This is a genomic window from Streptomyces sp. NBC_01474 (assembly GCF_035918215.1).
Lineage (GTDB): Bacteria > Actinomycetota > Actinomycetes > Streptomycetales > Streptomycetaceae > Streptomyces > Streptomyces aureus.
Window position 1 is genome coordinate 4,706,144 of sequence record NZ_CP109449.1, and the last position, 17,323, is coordinate 4,723,466.

The following is a 17,323-nucleotide window of genomic DNA, read 5'->3' on the forward strand; positions in this document are numbered from 1 at the left end:
GGCAGTCCGTGGGAGGTACAGGTTTCCGCGTCCCGGCAATCGGGCCGCCCGGAGCGGCTCTACAGCCGCGCCGCGCCGTCAGCCACTCGCCCCCGCAGGCACTCGCCGCAGAACTCCTCGTCGCCCTCCGGCCGGAACAAGCGCGCCTGCGTATGCACGCCCTCGCATTCCCGCAGTCGGGCGATGCGTGGCTGTACGGGTTCGGGGCGGCGGGACTCTTCCTCGGCAGGCGCCGGTGGTACGTCGCCCAGGATGTACCGCAGCAGGCCGCCCGGCTTATGGATCGGCTGCTTCGGGCCCGGCAAGCTGCGCTGCACATGCGCCCTTACGCCGCCTGGTGTGTGGCCCGCCTCCAGCCAGGCGCTTGCCAGTGCCGCCAGCTGCGGCAGTATGCCGCGCGGTACGCGGAGCCTTGGCTCCAAGTCCAGGATCGTGGCGACGAGTTGGCGCCCGGCTTCCGTGGCCGCGGCAGCCTCGGGCGCCTGCGTCTCCGGAGGCGCCTCGGGATGGTGGGGGGTGTTCTCAAGAACGGGTTTTTCTGGATGACGGCCGACGGTCCGGCCGGTCGGCTCACCGGCGGCCGGGTTTCCACCCGTCGGAGCCACGTCCCGTAAGGCGAGCGCCTGCTCCGGCTTCAGCGGCACATTCGAGACGAGCTGCACGGTCGACCACAGTCCACGAACGCCCTGCTGGCGCCACTCGTGCAGATAGCCCTCGCGCTTCAGTTCGCCCTTGACGCGGTTGAAGGCGCACTTGCCGATCCCGGCCTGACGGGCGGTTTTCGACAACGGGTCCTTGGCGTCACCGGGGAGCGACAACTGCCAGGTCAACAGCCGTACGGCGTCCGACGAGAGGCGCGGATGGCGGAGGATTTCGTTCGGCACCTGACTGAAGAAACGGGCAGGCGCGATAGCATGACGAAGCATTTTCCGGTGGCTTCTTCCACTGGTGATGAAGGCCCTCTTCGCTGGGTGCGAACCAGCGTTGAGGGCCGCCTCATGTGAGGCGTGCTGTCGCGCTCACCGTACCGCAACTTGCGTATGCGAACGGTCACTTGACGTAGTCACCACTGCCCGCCGTATCTCTGCGCGCGCTCCCGCAGCCACGCCCGTACCCACACCTCTTCACTTTCCGAGGCCGGCCGCAGGTCTCGCGCCGCGATCGTCGCCACGAAGTACACGAAGCGCACGCGCCGCGACTCCCCGTCGACGCCGAGCACCTTGCCGGGCCCGTAGACGTCCGTACCGGTGTGGGCGACGAACGCGCCTTCCCCGTGCTGCATCGGCACTGCCTCTCGATCTCGCTTTGCGTGGGAAACCGGTCACAGAGTGAGGTCGCCGCAGCTAGGCTCGCCAGTGGTCCGAGCGTGACAACGCAAGTCGCACATACGGGAGTTGCGGATGGCGATCGAGGACAATCCCGGTTCCCGGACGAGTTACGGCGAAGAGTTGCGGCGCCGCCGGGAGACCGCCGGGTTCACGCAGGAGGAGTTGAGCGCGCGGGCCATCATGTCGCGTACCCACATCGCCCACATCGAGGCGGGGCGCCGCCGGCCGTCGCTTGAGGACGCGCGACGCCTGGACCAGGTGCTGACTACGGGCGGGGTCTTCGAGAACTTCCTGCCCACGCAGGGAGAGGGAAGCGTCGCCGAACACTTCGCAGAAGCACTGGAGTTGGAGCGCCAGGCGACGGTGATCAGGACCTACGCGCCGAAGCTCGTGCCGGGCATGCTCCAGACCGAGGCATACGCCCGCGAAGTGCTCCAGTCCGGCTTCCCGCCGAAGACCGACGAGGAACGTGACAGGCTCCTTGTCACACGCCTGGCAAGGGCCCGCGTCCTGGACGACTTCAAGTCGCCAGTGACGTGGTTTCTCCTGGACGAGGCGGTGTTGCGCCGCCCCGTGGGAGGCCCAACAGTGATGTGCGAGCAGCTCCGTCACATCGTGGAATTAGGCGAAATCCGCCGAATTCGCGTCCACGTGCTGCCCTTCTCCGTGGGTTTGCACGCTCTCCTGGAGGGTCCGGTGTCCCTGATGTGGTTCGAGGACCTGCCTCAGGTCGCGTACGTAGAGGGCCTCACATGGGGTCGCGTCCTCGAACTCCCCTCCGTGGTACGCGAATGCCAGACGGCCTACGATCACGCCATGGGCGACGCCCTGTCGCACCGTAAGTCCCTGGCGCTGATCAGGTCCGTCGCGGAGGATTGCGAGCATGACGCACAGCAGCAGTGAGCAGCAGTGGCAGGGCATCCGCGTCCCCGACGCCTCAGCCCTGCCGATGTGGCGCAAGTCGAGTTACAGCGGTGGCGAGAGCGGCCAGTGCCTCGAAGTCAGCGTCGACAACGACCACGCCTGCGCCGCCCACGTCCCCGTACGTGACAGCAAGAACCCTCACGGTCCGGCCGTCGTGTTCACCAGCGGCGCGTGGACGGCGTTCCTCGGTGCGGTGAAGGTGGCCGACCGCCCGCGCCACTGAGCGACGGGCCTACTGGCCCACCCTTCCGTCGATGCACTCGCGCAGCAGGTCGGCGTGGCCGCAGTGGCGGGCGTACTCCTCGACCCGGTGCACCAGCAGCTCCCGTACCGGGATCTCGACCTTCCCGAGACGCTCGCCCAGATCCGGGTGCCCGGCCAGCGCGGCGTCCGTCGCGGCCTGCTCGCGTTCGAGATCGGCGTACGCGGCGTCGATCACGGCCTGCTCGGCGACGGCGCCGTTGAAGTCCCCGTCCGGCTCGCCGTACAGCTTCGGCAGCGGTTCGCCGTCGGTTATCCAGTTGTGCCAGTCCCGCTCCGCCTCGGCGAGGTGCCGCAGCAGGCCGAGCAGCGACATCGTCGACGGCGGTACCGACCGGCGGGCCAGCTGCTCCGGGTCCAGTCCCTCGCACTTCATCCGCAGGGTCAGGCGATAGTCCGTCAGGAACGTCTGGAGCGTCTCTAGTTCGCCTTCCGCGCTGACTCCCTCGCTGCTGCGGGGGTCGTCGTCCGGGTCGGCCCACATATCGGGGTAGACGGACGCCTGGCTCCATCGTGCGGGTTGGTCAGTCATACGTCGCATGGTTGTCGGTGGGGGCCGGGCCCGCCACTGATTTGCGGTACGCGTATCCGACGGAGTCCTGCGGGACTCCGAGCGACGACCGAGCGCACGAGGCCGAACCTTGGCCGGGCCGGCACGCTGCGAGAGATCGACGTGGTGCCGTCGCCTTGGAACTACTCCTCGTCCTCGTAACTCTGGAACCAGTGCGTGTCGTAATAGCGGGCGACCGAGTGCGGATGTGAGCGCTCCGTGAGCATGCGGAAGACGAACTCGGCGGCCGTGCCGTCGAAACGGGTCCAGGAATCCGGGATGTCCTGCGACGCCAGGACGGGCCAGCGGTCGGGGTCGTCGCCCTCGGTGAGCCAGTAGTACTGGTCCGCCTGCTCGGACGACCCCCACTCCAGGAGTCCGCCGGGAGCCGGATGGATGCCGTACGGCTCCCACAGGCTCGTGCCCGAGCGGGCCGCGAACCCGGCCAGATACTCCGCATGCTCCACGAAGTCCATGCCGGGGACGTCGGACTCGGGAACGTAGAGGGTGAGGAAGCCGTCGAAGGCGCCGTATCCGAAGATCTCGGCGAGCTGCTTGAAGTCCGCGGGCAGCCGGGTGCCGAGCCGCGCCTCCACCGCATCCCAGTCGACCGTACAGGCCTCACCGGCCCACCCGGTCACGGCCACGACCCGCTCCACCCACGTGGCGTCGGCCGGCAGCCCCGCCACGACGGGCGCGGCCCGCTAGGCGACGAGGACGACATGCCGTACGTCGCCGCCCTTCCGGACCGTCCCGGCCCCTATCCACGAACCGGCATGCGCCCAGGCCCGCATGTCGATCACGTCGGTGCCAAAGGGCGCGAGCACGGGAAGCCCGGTCGTCGCGTCCACGGTGGGATCGACGAAGCCGCGCATGGCGAGGTTGCGGGAGGACCCGTACCGGCTGCTGATGCCATCCACCACGCCGGTGAAATCGAGTTCATCGGATGTGGCGACGCACACGTGCCCGGCTCCGTGTCCTCGCTCGCGGCACTTCAACGGCTGGGGGTCGTAGCCGATCAGCCGCGTGACGGCGTCGACCAGTTCGTCGCGCTCCATGAATTCCTCCGCCTCCCGGCCCATTCGGTACATAGCCCCCTCCAGCCCGAGGAAGGCCCCGGTTCTACAACAAGGCACCCCTCACACGCGAGCGACGAAATAAATGGAACAGACGGAACAAACGAAGTGATCCGGACGCGCCGGGCCGAGGACGAAGCCAGGCCGGAGTCGCTTCGGGCCGAGCCCGATCGCCGGCCCTCATCCGTGGGAGTGGATCACGGGGTCCAAAGAGACCAGCGCGGCCAGCCGCAGGGGTCCGGCCCCGGCGGTGTCAACAGGCTGTGGCCTGCCACGGGAAGCAGCGGCCCGCTGCTCCGCGATGAGAGGCGGAAAGGTCTCCATGCCCACACCCATTACTGGTCTGCGAAGAACGCTGGGACGAACCGGTGCTGCCGCAGCCACTGGCCTCGCGCTCGTCCTGACCGCGCCCGGAGCCGCGCTGGCCGCGCCGGGCGACCTCGATCCCGGCTTCGACGGCGACGGCAAGGTCGTCACCGACTTCGGCGGATACGACGAGAGCCGCGACATGGCGTTGCAGGCGGACGGCAAGATCGTCACCGTCGGCCTCAACAACCCTCCACAAGGCGGGGCGGCCGACTTCACCCTGGCCCGTTACAACACCAACGGCAGCCTCGACACGAGCTTCGACGGCGACGGCCTGGTCCTGACCGACGTGAGCGGGGGCGACGAGGACATCGCCAACGGGGTGGCGGTGCAGCCGGACGGCAAGATCGTCGTGGTCGGCCGCAGCGTGGATCCCGTGAGCGGAGGCAACCGGTTCACGGTCGTCCGCTACAACAGCAACGGCAGCCTCGACACCGGCTTCGACGGCGACGGCATCGCGCTCACCGATTTCGGCACGGGCGTGCAGGAGGCCTACGCGGTGACGGTGCAGGCCAACGGCGCGATCGTCGCCGTCGGCGAGAGCGGGCCCAACGTCGCGCTCGCCCGCTACAACCCCGACGGCAGCCTCGACACGAGCTTCGACGGCGACGGCAAGGTCATCACCGGCTTCGCGGGCGGCAGCGCGACCGCCTACGACGTGGCGCTGCAGACCAACGGCGCGATCGCCGTCGCCGGACGCGCCGGGTACAACTACCCGGCGAACGCCTCGGACTTCGCGCTCGCCCGCTACAACACCGACGGCAGCCTCGACACGAGCTTCGACGGCGACGGCAGGGTGACCACCCCCTTCGCCACGGCCGACGTCGCCGGCGGGCTGAAGGTGCAGCCGGACGGGAAACTCGTCGTCTCCGGCACCAGCGACTTCGACTTCGCGCTGGCCCGCTACAACCCCGACGGCACACTCGACAGCGGATTCGACGGGGACGGCAAGGTCACCACGAGTTTCGGGGCCGGAACCCTGGACGGGAGTTCCGACCTGGCGTTGCAGCCGGACGGGAAGATCGTCGCCGCCGGCATCAGCCAGGCCGACTTCGCGGTGGCTCGTTACAACGTCGACGGCAGTCTGGACAGCGGATTCGGGACCGGCGGCAAGGTCACCACCGACGTCTACCTCGGCTTCTTCGACTCGGCCAGCGCGGTGGCGTTGCAGTCCGACGGCAAGATCGTCGTCTCCGGCAACACCGGCGACGACAGAGGACTGGTCCGCTACCAGGTCGCCGCCACGCCGCCGCCGACCGGCGTGGACCTGTCCGTCACGAAGACCGGACCGGCCACCGTCAGCCTGGGCGATCAGGCCACGTACACCGTGACGGTGACCAACAAGAGCACCACGACGGCGGCCACCGGCATCACACTTGCGGACGCTCTCACCGGACCCGGCACCGTACTGTCGGCCACGCCCGGCCAGGGCACCTGCACCATCACATCCACCAGCGCCAACTGCGCGCTCGGCTCCCTCGCCTCGGGTGCCTCGACCACGGTGACGGTGGTCGCCGAACCCCGGGCCACCGGCACCCTGTCCGACAAGGCCACGGTCACCGCCACGCAGACCGATCCGGTACCCGCCAACAACTCCGCGACGGCGACCAGCACGGTGAACAACGCGCACGGCTGCACGATCACCGGCACCAGCGGCGCCGACACCCTCACGGGTGGCTACGGGAACGACGTGATCTGCGCCCTGAGCGGCAACGACACCGTCCGGGCGAGCTTCGGCAGCGACACCGTCTACGGCGGCTCCGGAAACGACAACATCGACGGCGGGTTCGACAACGACACCCTGATCGGTGGCCCCGGAAACGACACCCTGACCGGCTACTTCGGCAACGACCGGCTCAACACGGTCGACAACGTCTCCGGCAACGACACCGCCAACGGCGGCATGGGCACCGACACCTGCACGACCGACCCCGGCGACGGCCGCGTGAGCTGCCCGTAGCCCCGGCCGCCCGGTCACTGCCGAGGATCCTCGGACCGGGGGCAGACCCCAACCCTGCTGAATGACGATCGCCCCCAGGAACCCTGGGGGCGATCGCTGTTCACATGCGCCGGATCAGGTGCCGTCGATACGGTCGCTCAGGCCCAGCACCTCGGGGAAGTCGCCGGGGAAGTTCCCGGGCATGCCCGGCACGTCGATGGTGCCCCCGTACACGCCGGCCAGGAACTCGACGGCGCCGACCGGGAACTCGTACCACTCGGCGTTGTCCGTGCGGACGACCACCGGCCAGGCGTCCGGGTCCGGGGAGCTCGTCCTCCAGTAGAAGGAGTCCCCCGAATTGGAATCCGCCCAGCCGATCAGGCCTCCCGGCTGCGGGAAGGGAACGTAGCCCTCGGTGTCGCCCATCTCGTACAGATCCTGAAGGATCTCGTCCTCCCTGGACGCGGACGCCCATGACGCCTCGGCCCCGGGGGCCGGAGAGGACACCATCAGGAAGTCGTCGATGACCAGCACAGGGTACGCCTCCGCCAGCGCGCGGAAGTCGGAGGGCAGCCCCGTCCCGAGGGCCGCCTCCAGGAGGGCCCAGTCCACGCTGTGCCCTCCTGGCACACGCCACCGCGTCATCGCCGGAAGCGCGGCCTCCAGCTCTTCGATCGTCAGCATGTCCATCAACTTTCGGTGTGTGGGGTGCCCCTGGAAATCGAGGTACCTGCCGGCGATGTACTCCAACACCTCGCCGGAGAAGCTGGAGACGCCGGCGAGGAACTCAGCTGTTTCTCCGTCAATTCCCGCATAGAATCCGGGTCGAAAGTCACGTTGTGAGGGCGTCAGGTTATCGCTCGAAGTTCCGTTGGAGTCGGTCGCGTAAAGCAGAGCCACGGCAGCTGCCGATCAGTCGATGCGGTCACTCAGGCCACTACCTTCGGGTCGTCACTCGGGAAACCCTCGGGCAGGCCCGGCACGTCGATGGTCCGCCGGTACACGCCGGTCAGGAACTCAACGGCACCAACCGGGAACTCCGACCAGTCGCCGTTGGCCCCACGCACCACCACGGGCCAGGAGTCCGGATCGGGTGAGCTCATCCTCCAGTAGAGGTAGTCCCCCTCATTGGACTCCGCCCAGCGCAACAGACCACCGGGCCGCGGGTAGGGGACGTAGTCCTGGGCGTCGCCCATCTCGTACAGATCCTGGAGGATCTCGGCCGACTCCCTGGCCCCGGACGCCCATGCCGTCTCGACCCCGGGCCGCGGCACGGCCACGAAGAGGAAGTCGTCGATGACCAGTGCCGGATACGCCTCCGCCAGGGACCGGTAGTCGGACGGCAGCGCCGTACCCAGGTCCGCTTCGAGGGCAGCCCAATCCACGCTACGACCCGCCGCCACACGCCACTGCGTCATCGACGGAAGCGCGGCCTCCAGCTCTTCGACCCTCACCATCTGTCCGAGCCCTTCCAGCCACTTGGAGACGAGGAAATCGGCAGCGGCCTGAACTCACCCATATTCGGCTCCTGCCCTGAAATTTTGTCTTCCCTGGGATGGCATTGAGGAAGCTCCTCTTGAATGACGATCGCCCCCAGGGAACTCTGGGGGCGATGTACACGCCTCGATGTCGGGCCGGGGAACGGACACGCTCAGGAAATCAGCATGCCGTCCGCCAATCCGGGCTGTTCACCCAACCTGCTCCAACATGTCCATCAATTTTCGGTGAGTGGGGTGCCCCTCGAAGTCCGGGTACCTGCGAGCGATGTACTCCAAGGCCTCGCCGGAGAACCGGGATACACCGGCCAGGAACTCGGCAATGGAACAGCTGCCTGCAGTGGGATTCCAGGACCTTTCCACGGACAGATATTCACCACTTGGAGCGAGATGAATCAGCATGTCACTTTCCGTGAAGCTAATCGTGCCGGGATTGCCTTCCCGGATCGCCTGCGCAGAATAGAGAAGGCAGAACATGAGGTCAAGGACCGGAATTCCCGGGAACCACTCGGGGTCGAAGCCGTCCACGGTCAAGTCAAAATCTACCCAAAAGTACTCATACCGCATATCCATTTCACTGGCACGACCAGCCGCCAGCTTTTCACGCTGCTTTTCCGTCATTTCCCGCATCGACTCTGGGGCAAAAGTGACGTTAAACATTATTCTCCAATATGCGTCTTCTGAGGTAGCCGCCGACCACCCAGGCAAAACAACCCCGTCGCGGGCGGTCGGCGACTATACTACTCGGCGTGCATTACGGAATAGGGTGAGCCGTTCTCAGGCTTCCGTCAGGATTGAGAACTACCCTGATCCCGTATCCCCTATTCGTACCCAGACCCTGACTCTGCTTTTTGCTCAGAATGCCAACGCCGTCGGGACCCGCATTGATCCTTCCCTCATAGATATACCCGTCGTTTCCGGGCGTGGGGTTGGGCTTGGCCGGGTTGTTCTTCACTACCTGCTGAATCCACTGTTGCACCTTCTTGCCCTTGCCGATGAAGGCACCCTTGGTTTCAGCGTTGTAGTCCTTGCCGCCGATGCGGTGCGTGTCCTGGACATGCTGCCAACCGTCGAAATCGTCGGTCTTCCAGGTGATGTCCGGGTTCTGGGCGCCGGGATCCGTCGACTTCGAGCCGGAACCGCTGCCACCCGACGAGCTTCCCGAGTCCGAATTGCGCAGCGTCGTAAGGTCGTTGCTGAGACCGATGGCGCCGTCGGCGACAGCACTTACTCCGACGGCGATCGTAGCGACACCGGCGACCGCGACACCGGCGCCGGCGACGCACGCCGCGCCGAGCGTCTCGATGCCGCCAACGATGCAGAGTCCGACACCGGCGGCTATCTCGTCGATTCCGCCGCCGATCGCCATCGCACCGCCGATGATCTCCGCGGTGTGAAGCCCCGCGTCGACCAGCGTGTCGGCGTTGTCCCCGGCCCAGTCCAGCCCGCTACCGACCGCGTCGCCGACGGCGTCACAGACGCCGAAGCACCAGTCGTGACCGTCGTACTCCACGCGGCTGGTGGGGTTGCCCCCGGTGAACGCGTAGCGGTTGCTCGTGTACGGGTCGGCGCCCAGGCTCATGTCGGCGAGCGCACCGTTGTACATGTCCCGGCTGGTGAAGCGGTTGAGACCCGGGTCGTAGCTGCGGAAGCCCATGTCGTACGTGCCGGACTGGGCGTCCCACCGCTTGGCGTTGAAGCGGTAGGGGTTGTACTCCTCCTTCGTGGGGTCGGCCTGGTCGGGCTTGTCGGCGCCCGTGAACTCCGACACGTCGTCCGAGCCGTAGGCCGTGTACCCGTAGGTGGCCTTGGTGTCGCCGGTCGAGTCGGTCAGGGTCTCGACGTCGGAGTGGCCGTTGTAGCCGTAGTAGCTGTCCTCGGTCGTGCCGTCCCCGTTGTACTTGATCTGCGACAGGCGTTCACCCCACGGGCTGTACTGGTACGACTTGGTCAGCTCGCCGGCGACCTTCTCGTCCAGGACCTGGTGGGACAGACCCAGGTACTCGTAGTCCGTCGTCTTGCCCTTGGCGGTCTGCGAGGTGGTGCGGTCCAGCGGGTCGAACGTGTACGTCGTGGGCTGCAGCGCCCCGGAGGTGTCCGCCGTCTCCGACTTGGTGACGTGGTCGAAACCGTCGTAGGTACTCCGCTGGACGATCTGGCCGCCCGTGGTGATGGACTCCTGGCGGCCGTACGGGTCGTAGTTGTAGTTGGCCGTGGCTCCGGTCGTCGACGCCGTCAGCAGCCGGTTGCGGTCGTAGGCGAACGCCGTCGTGATGCCCTGGACGGTCTGGTTCGTGACGTTGGCGTTGTCGTCGTGGACGTACGTCTCCGTCGCGGCGCCGGTACCCGTCTTGACCGACTTGGCGAGCCGGTCGGCCGGATCGTAGGTGTAGTCCGTCGTCGAGGACAGGTACGCCGCGTGATCGTCGGCGTTCATCTTCTTCGCGACGTCCTGCGCCTTGTTCCCGTTGGGGTCGTAGGCGTAGGTGTGGGAGGCGACGATCGAGCCGTTGCCCTTCTTCTCGGTCGTCGACTTGACCGAGCCGTCGAGGTAGTACCCGTAGTCGACGGTGTTGCTGTTGTCCTTCGTCTCCTTCAGCTTCTGGCCGTTGTCGGTGTAGGTGTACGCGGTGACCTTCGGGTCGGCATCCGTCGGGTTCTTGCCCACGGACACGGACTTGACCAGCTCACGCACGTCGTACGTGTACTTGGAGAACTGGTCGGGGTGGGTGGCAGTGTCCGGCTGACCGTCGGCGTCGTAGGTGTAGCTGGTGGCCTTCTTCTGCTGGCCGGCCAGCGACTCGGTCACCTTCGCCACCTGGTTGAGACCGGTGTACTCGGCCCCATAGGCGTCGATCTCGGCGCCCGGTGTGGCGTCACCGATGGAGGTCAGGTTGCCGTTGGCGTCGTAGACGTAGCCGAAGGACCGCTTCTGGTCGGCGACCGGGTCACCCGTGGTGTCCCGGACAAGCTTCACCGCGTCGGCCACGACCGCACCCGAACTGTTCTGGAACAGCTGGAGCTTGGCACCATTGCCCTGCTTGAACGCGTACGAGCCGAGCGACACCCAGGTGCCGGTGGACGCGGTCTGGTCGACCGTCTTGTCCACCGTGCCCGACCCGTGCGTGAGCGTGTACTTCGCCGCCGTCGCCGCGCCCGTCACCTTCGGGTATTTCACATACGCCGTGTAGGTGCCGTCCTGAGGAACGTTCAGCGTCCACGTGAAGGAGTCGCTGCCCGCGCCCGCCGCGTGGGTCTGGTGGTCGTAGCCCTGCTGACCGGCGATGTCTCCCTTCGCCCAGGTACCGGTCGACGAGGTGTTCTGGGTGTCGGAGTTGTCGGCGAGAACCACCGACTTACCGACCGGAACACCGTCGTCCGTACGGGACTTGAGCTTGCCGTCGGGGTAGTACGACCAGCCCATGGTGCGGTTGGAGGACCCGCCTGCCGACGTCAGCGTCCGGGCGGTCTGCTTGCCCAGCTCGTTGTAGTCGTACGTGGTGACGATGTCCCACGGGTCCGTGGACGACTTTACCCAGCCGTTGTCGAAGTAGCTGTAGCTGGTGTCGCTACGGACCGACTGACCCGCCGAGGGCGGCAGCGAGGTCTTGGCGACCCGGCCCACCTCGTCGTAGTCGGTGCGGGTGTAGACGTCCGCCTTGTTGTAGCGGGCGTCGGCCGGATCGTAGGGCTGGTACTGCTTGGCGGGGCGGTTCAGCGCGTCGTAGTCCGTACGCGCCGCGAACGCCTCTGTGGAGCCGGCGGCCACACCTCGCGGAGTGATGACCTTGGTGGTGTTGCCTACCTGGTCGTACTCGTACTTCGTGCTGTGGTACGTGATCGGTGACGTGCCGTCGTACGGGACCTTGACCTGGATCTGCTTTCCGCGCTCGTCGTAACTGATGAGCGTGGTGTTGTTCTCAGCATCCGTGGTCGAGGTGACCAGCGAGTCCTTGTCGTAGCCTCGCTTGTTGGTCTTGCCCGCCGCGTCCGTGACAACGGTGACGCGGTGGTTCAGGTCGTAGTCGGTTTTGGTGGTGTAGTCGGTGGTGTCGGCCGTCGCGTTCTTCTTCGGGTCGACGACCGTGATGACGTTGCCGACGTTGTCGTACGCGTAGCTGATCTCGTCCTGGTCGGCGTTGACGACCGACGTCAGCTCGTTGATCGCGTCGTAGTTGTTCGTCGTCGTGTACGAGCCTGCCGCCGAGCCCGCCAGGTTGCCCTTGGCCTCGGTGGACGTCCTGAGGTTGCCCACCTTGTCATAGGCGTAGGTCGTCTTCCGCTCGTCGGACGAAGTCGTGTCCTTGGGGCTGGTGGACGACATGGCCTGGTCGGCGGCGTCATACGCCACCTCGTAGACGGCGCCGTTGGTCGCCGTCGACTTGGTGACGTTGTCGTTGGCGTCGTACTCCGGCGCCGGCTTCGTGATGAGAACGCCCGCCGCTTGGTCCTTGGGCACCGTGCTGGCCAGCGGACGCCCGAAGGTGTCGTAGGCCTGCGTGGTCTTCTTGCCCAGCGCGTCGGTGACCTGAGTCACCTTGCCGCGCTCGTCGTAGACGAAGGATGTCGACTTGTTCAGCGCATCCGTGATGGTCGCCGGGTAACCGGTGGGACCGAAGGCGCTGTTCGTCGTGACGTTGCCGTTGGCGTCCGTCGACTTGGTCTGCTGACCGTAGCCGTCGTACTCGTACGAGGTGGTGTAGTCGCCGGCCGTTCCGGTGGTGGCGACGCCCTTGGGGTCGGTGACCGTCTTCAGGTTGCCGAAGGAGTCATAGCCGAACTGCCACTTGCGGCCCTCCGGGGAGGTCTTGGTGAACAGGTCGGCGCTGTAGCCGTCCAGACGGGTCTGGTACGTGTACTGCTGGCTGTTGGCCGGGAAGGTGCCCGGCGCGCAGTCGCTGGTCGGGGGTACGCCCGCCTTGTTGTTCTCCGCGTCACGTTGCCACAGCGGGTATCCGGTCTTCTGGTCGTAGCAGTACGCGGTCTTGGCGCCGTTGGCCTCTTCGAGGTAGGTGACGTTGTTGTTCGCGTCCCAGCTCATCTTGCCGGTCTGCGACTTGGCGTTGGTGGTCTGCACCGGACGGCCGAAGTCGTCCGTCACGGTGGTGGTGGTGTGCGACTCTGCGTCGGTGACCGTGGTGTCGGTGAACTTCGCGTTCCCCGCGTCCACTCCGTATCCGAAGCCGGTCGCCCCGTTGAGACGGTCCGTGATGGTCTTCGTCCACCAGTGGTACTTCGGGTCGTCGCCGGTCTTCGGCGCGAAGTAGTCGAGCTTCGTGGCCTTGCCGCGCGGGTCGTCGACCTGGACCAGCTTGACGTTCTTGTTGCCCTGCGTGGCGTCGTACGTGAAGGCGAACACCTTCGGCTGGGACGAACCCGCACCGTCAGTGATCTTCGTCAGCAGCGCCTTGTCCGAGTACTCGAACGTGACCTTGCGGCCCGAGATGTCCGTCATCGACTGGACGTGATCGGCGACCTTCGGGAACGGCGCCGTCGACTTGTCGAAGTACGTGACAGTCAGCGTCTGCCGGCCCGCAGGGTCGGTGATGTACGCGAGGTACTTGGTCGGCTTGCCGCCCGACTTGTGCTCCTCGTATGTGTACGTCTGGGTGTTGCCGTTCTTGTCGATCGCGGACGTCATGTAGCCGTCGCAACCGAAGAGGAACCGGGTTCCGTCCGGGCGCGTGAGCGTCCACGCGTCGGGGATCGGGTCCTTGTTCGGCGTGCAGTCCAGGCCCGACTTCATCGTGACCTTGTAGTGGACGCCTGCCGGGGCCTTCCAGGTGCCGTCCGGCTGCTTGGCGAAGACGTGCGTCGTACCGTCACCGTCCGGGAGACGGATCTCCGTCGGGTTCGGGTTCGGATGGAAGTCCAGCGGTGCCCCCAGGCGAATGGGTCCCGCCGCCTGCCCGGACCAGCCCGCGCCGAGCACCGTGTCCGACGTGTCGAGCGAGTTGTACGAGAACCGGGCGAAAGTGCTGAGACCGCGTCCCGGGTTCGTGAACGCGTTGTACGACCACACGCTGTTGCCGGACGCGAGGTTGCTCATCACGGTCGCGCCGGCGCCGGTGTTCTTGCCGGTGTAGGAGTAGAACTTCTCCAGGCCCAGCGAGTTCGACGTCGGGTCCTCGACCGCCACGTTCTGCTTCAGGGACGGGATGCCTCCCGTACCCGCAGACAGCCAGCTGCCGTCCGACACCTTCTTGACGTCCCAGCCGAGCACGTAGTCCGTGCGCTTGTTGCCCTCGTCCGAGTTGATCGGCGTCTTGACCTGCGCATGCACCGTCGCCGACTGGGCCGGCTTCAGGTTCGGAATCGCCGTGGACAGCTGATTGCCGCCCGTCGTCATGTCCGTGCCGTCGGGCAGCTTCCAGGTGTACGAGAGCTGCCGCTCACCCGCGAGCCACTCGGTGCCAGTCGTGTTCGTGACCGTCACGTCCACGGAGTACGTGGAGTTCGGCGTCATGCGCTGAGGCGTCTGCGGAGCGTAGTACGTGTTCTCCGTCGTCGCGTCCACGTAGATCACGCGAAGCAGCGGGCCGAGCTGCTGGTCGGCGGTCTCCGATGACAGGAACAGCGTGCGCTCCTGCGGACCGGTGGTCGTCTCGTCCTTCAGCTTCAGCAGGGCGCCCTTGTTGCTGGACGGGGTCTTCACCCAGCCCTGCGTGAGCGAAGTGGCATCCCACCAGTGGCGGCCGACCTCGGAGACCTGCGCCACCGTGTCGGACACGGTGCCGGAGAAGTCACCGCCCGGCGCCGTCCAGGGAGTGGTCGACGTGGCGTTGTTCCAGGTCGCCGTCGTCTCGTCGAAGTCCTTGGTCAGGCCGTGGAGTTCGTAGATCGCGCCGTTCGTGCCGGTCGTCGTCTCCGCGCCCCACATGTAGAGCTTGGAGTCGAGAACGGTGGCCGTCGCGGGGATCGACGTCGTCGGGAACTTCAGCCCGGCGCGCGTCTTGCCGTACGTGCCCGAGTTGTTGCCGACGCTCAGCCACTTCTGCGGCGTGTACGAGAGGATCGTGTCCTCGTTGGTCGTCGGCTGCTGGGACGAGAGGGTGGTGTCGGTGACGCCGCCCGCCGTGCCCTGAATCAGCTTCATCGTGCGGCCGGCCTTCGGCACGCCGACGATGCGTGTGGGCGACCCGATGACGGAGCCGTCCTTCGTCTTCACCGCGATTTGGTAGTAGTACGAGCGGCCGATCTCGTCCGTGGACGAGTCGGGCGTCGGCGTCGCGGTGGTGTCCGTGTAGGCCGTGCTCGCCTTGTCGACCGGGGCCACCAGCGTGGCCGCGCTCGGCGTGAAGACCTGCTGCGTGGAGCGGTGCAGCTGGTACTCGACGATGTCCTGGCCGGTGTCGCCGGTCGTGTTCTTGTACGCCGACCAGGACAGCTCCGGGCCCGTGTCGTGCACGATCGTCGGCGAGTTGAGCGCCGAGCCGACCTTGCCGTACGTCACGGTCAGGCGCGGGTACGAGGAGGTCTCGCCGCCGTAGTCGCCGTCACCGGACTCGTAGCGCGGACCGCCGGTGGGCGTCGCGGCCAGCGTGTCGTCCTGGGCCTGGATCACGAAGCCGTTGTTCGTGGCCGTGCCCGAGACCCACTTCTGCACGGTGTCCGTCACCGCGAAGTCGTGCCACTGGTTGTACTCGCCTGTGTTCTTGACGATCTGGGCGGGGTTCACCAGACGGATCGAGTCCGCGATGTTGCGGGTCGTGGAGCTGTTGGTGTCGCCCAGAACGATCTTCCCCGCGTTGCCCTTGGAGAAGTAGAACTGGCTGCTGTTCACCGTCTTCCACGCCGACGTGGTGCCGGACTGGTTGACCGTGCCGGTCCCCGTACCGTCCCGGTGCGTGATCGTGTACGGGGCCGCCGTCGCGCCGTCCGAGGCCGGCGGGAAGTGCGCCTCGACCCGGTAGGACGCGGTCTCGTTGACCATCGGCTGCCAGGTGTACGACTCGCCGGTCAGGCTGTTCTTGTTGTAGGCGAAGTCGTCATTGGTCGCCGCGCCGCCGGTCGTCGTGGCCCGGGGCCACTCGCCGACGGCGGCGGTCCCGGTGTCGCCGTCGTCGATCTGGACGGTGGTACCGGAGAGCTCACCCGACAGGCCACTGGTGTTGGACCACGTGGCGCCCGACTCGGTCCACGGGCCGGTCGCCCGGTGGACCTCCATCGTGACGTCATTGGCGTTGGTGGTGTGCGCCTGGTCGAAGTACATGCCCAGACGCGCCGAGTCGATCTTCGTCCCGGCCGGGATCTCGTCCAGCGGGAACTGGATCAGCGACCGCGCGATACCCGTGTCGGTCTTGCCGACGGACATCTTCCAGGTGTTGTTGAAGTTCGCCGCCGGCTGGTCCGAGAGGACCATCGTGTCCTGCGACTGCGACGGAGTCGGCGTGATCGTGATCGTCGGGTCGATCGACACCGGGTACTGCCGCTTGGACGACGCCAGCCACTTCGCGTCCGGCGTGACGACGATGGTCCAGTTCTTGCCGTCCCGGACCAGCTTCTGCTTCACCTTGGGGCTGTACGCGAGCCCGTAGGGGGAGTCGGCGTCCTTGCGGGTGTCCGACATGTACGCGGCCGGGATCGTCATCACCGGCGTGTTGGGCAGCTCGCCGTACAGCTCGATCGAGCCGTTCTTCCGCGCCTTCGGCGTCAGCCCGTGCGCGTCCAGCGTGAAGGTGTAGGAGACGGGCCCGTCCGGCTTCTTCGCCAGGACGATGTTCTCCTTCACGCGGCCCGGACCGACCTGGTACTCCAGGTCCGCGCCACCGGCGGCCGCGTCCTTGTACGTGACGGTGGAGCCCTTGGCCGTCGGATCGACCGACTTGGACGACGCACCCTTGAGACCCAGCGTCACCGCCGGGCCGTGCGCGCCTGCCTGGAACTTCAGCAGCTTGTCCGGGTCCGAACCGAACCAACTACGCCCAGAGTTCGATGTGTTGACGAAGTCGTAGCCCTTGGCCTTGGTCGCGTCGACGGCGGTGTCGATCGACTTCCAGGACTTCTTCTTGCCCGAACCCGAGCGGTACGCGGTCGGTACCTGGGAGAGCTCGGCCTGGATCTGCCCGTTGGACAGCTGCCAGAAGCGCGCGTGCTCCGTGCGGCGGGAGGTCAGCTCCTTGACGCGCTTGGGCTTGGCGGCCTTCTTGCCCTTCGGGAGCTTCTCCCGGCTGGGTATCTCCAGCTTCCCGCCCGTAGGCGGCTTGGCCTGATCTCCGCTGTCGTCGTCGGAGAACCAGCTCTTGACGGTGTCGACGACACCCTTGTCGTCACCGTCCTTGCCGGCGTCCGGTGCGGAGGCATAGGCCAACTGCGGCAGCGCTGCGCTCACCACCGCCGACACCACAAGGCAGGAGATCAATCTCCCATAGCGGACTTTCACG

At 66.7% G+C, this 17,323-nt stretch carries 12 protein-coding genes; 3 read left to right on the forward strand and 9 right to left on the reverse strand.

Annotated features, from left to right (window positions below; all coding sequences use genetic code 11):
- Positions 1-59 precede the first annotated feature (59 nt).
- Both OG758_RS21505 and OG758_RS21510 read right to left on the reverse strand, forming a co-directional pair.
- On the reverse strand, positions 60-884 hold the full coding sequence (locus OG758_RS21505; protein WP_326711499.1) for a hypothetical protein: 825 nt from the start codon (positions 882-884) through the stop codon (positions 60-62).
- Positions 885-1,063: 179 nt separating this feature from the next.
- Positions 1,064-1,282, reverse strand: a complete 219-nt coding sequence (locus tag OG758_RS21510) for a hypothetical protein (protein ID WP_100594949.1) — start codon at positions 1,280-1,282, stop codon at positions 1,064-1,066.
- 118 nt (positions 1,283-1,400) lie between these two features.
- Here OG758_RS21510 and OG758_RS21515 point away from each other — a divergent pair, with 118 nt between their 5' ends.
- Together OG758_RS21515 and OG758_RS21520 are read left to right on the forward strand one after the other, a co-directional pair.
- A complete protein-coding gene (locus OG758_RS21515) occupies positions 1,401-2,231 on the forward strand; it encodes a helix-turn-helix domain-containing protein (RefSeq protein WP_326711500.1) in 831 nt (276 codons plus the stop codon).
- Positions 2,212-2,475 (forward strand): DUF397 domain-containing protein, encoded by a 264-nt coding sequence (locus OG758_RS21520; protein WP_326711501.1) that lies wholly within the window; start codon positions 2,212-2,214, stop codon positions 2,473-2,475. Before OG758_RS21515 ends, OG758_RS21520 begins: the two co-directional genes overlap by 20 nt.
- A gap of 9 nt (positions 2,476-2,484) precedes the next feature.
- Here the strand turns inward: OG758_RS21520 and OG758_RS21525 are convergent, their stop codons facing one another.
- The 3 genes from OG758_RS21525 to OG758_RS21535 form a co-directional block, all read right to left on the reverse strand.
- On the reverse strand, positions 2,485-3,054 hold the full coding sequence (locus OG758_RS21525; protein ID WP_326711502.1) for a DinB family protein: 570 nt from the start codon (positions 3,052-3,054) through the stop codon (positions 2,485-2,487).
- Between the two features lie 152 nt (positions 3,055-3,206).
- On the reverse strand, positions 3,207-3,710 hold the full coding sequence (locus OG758_RS21530) for an SMI1/KNR4 family protein (protein ID WP_326711503.1): 504 nt from the start codon (positions 3,708-3,710) through the stop codon (positions 3,207-3,209).
- Between the two features lie 57 nt (positions 3,711-3,767).
- Positions 3,768-4,154 carry a hypothetical protein gene (locus tag OG758_RS21535; protein WP_326711504.1) on the reverse strand — a complete coding sequence of 129 codons (387 nt, stop codon included), beginning with the start codon at positions 4,152-4,154 and terminating at the stop codon, positions 3,768-3,770.
- Between the two features lie 307 nt (positions 4,155-4,461).
- Between OG758_RS21535 and OG758_RS21540 the strand changes: the two genes are divergently transcribed.
- Positions 4,462-6,465, forward strand: coding sequence for a calcium-binding protein (locus OG758_RS21540; protein WP_326711505.1), 2,004 nt, complete (start codon positions 4,462-4,464; stop codon positions 6,463-6,465).
- Positions 6,466-6,579: 114 nt separating this feature from the next.
- Here the strand turns inward: OG758_RS21540 and OG758_RS21545 are convergent, their stop codons facing one another.
- From OG758_RS21545 to OG758_RS21560, 4 genes are all read right to left on the reverse strand, one after another.
- Positions 6,580-7,128: an SMI1/KNR4 family protein gene (locus OG758_RS21545; RefSeq protein ID WP_326711506.1), complete on the reverse strand. Its 549-nt coding sequence runs from the start codon at positions 7,126-7,128 to the stop codon at positions 6,580-6,582.
- A gap of 245 nt (positions 7,129-7,373) precedes the next feature.
- The gene (locus OG758_RS21550) at positions 7,374-7,901 is read right to left on the reverse strand and encodes a hypothetical protein (RefSeq protein WP_326711507.1); all 528 of its coding nucleotides are present in this window, start codon (positions 7,899-7,901) and stop codon (positions 7,374-7,376) included.
- 231 nt (positions 7,902-8,132) lie between these two features.
- A complete protein-coding gene (locus OG758_RS21555; protein ID WP_326711508.1) occupies positions 8,133-8,600 on the reverse strand; it encodes a hypothetical protein in 468 nt (155 codons plus the stop codon).
- A 94-nt stretch (positions 8,601-8,694) separates the two neighbouring features.
- Positions 8,695-16,302: a golvesin C-terminal-like domain-containing protein gene (locus OG758_RS21560; RefSeq protein WP_442810431.1), complete on the reverse strand. Its 7,608-nt coding sequence runs from the start codon at positions 16,300-16,302 to the stop codon at positions 8,695-8,697.
- Positions 16,303-17,323: the final 1,021 nt, after the last annotated feature.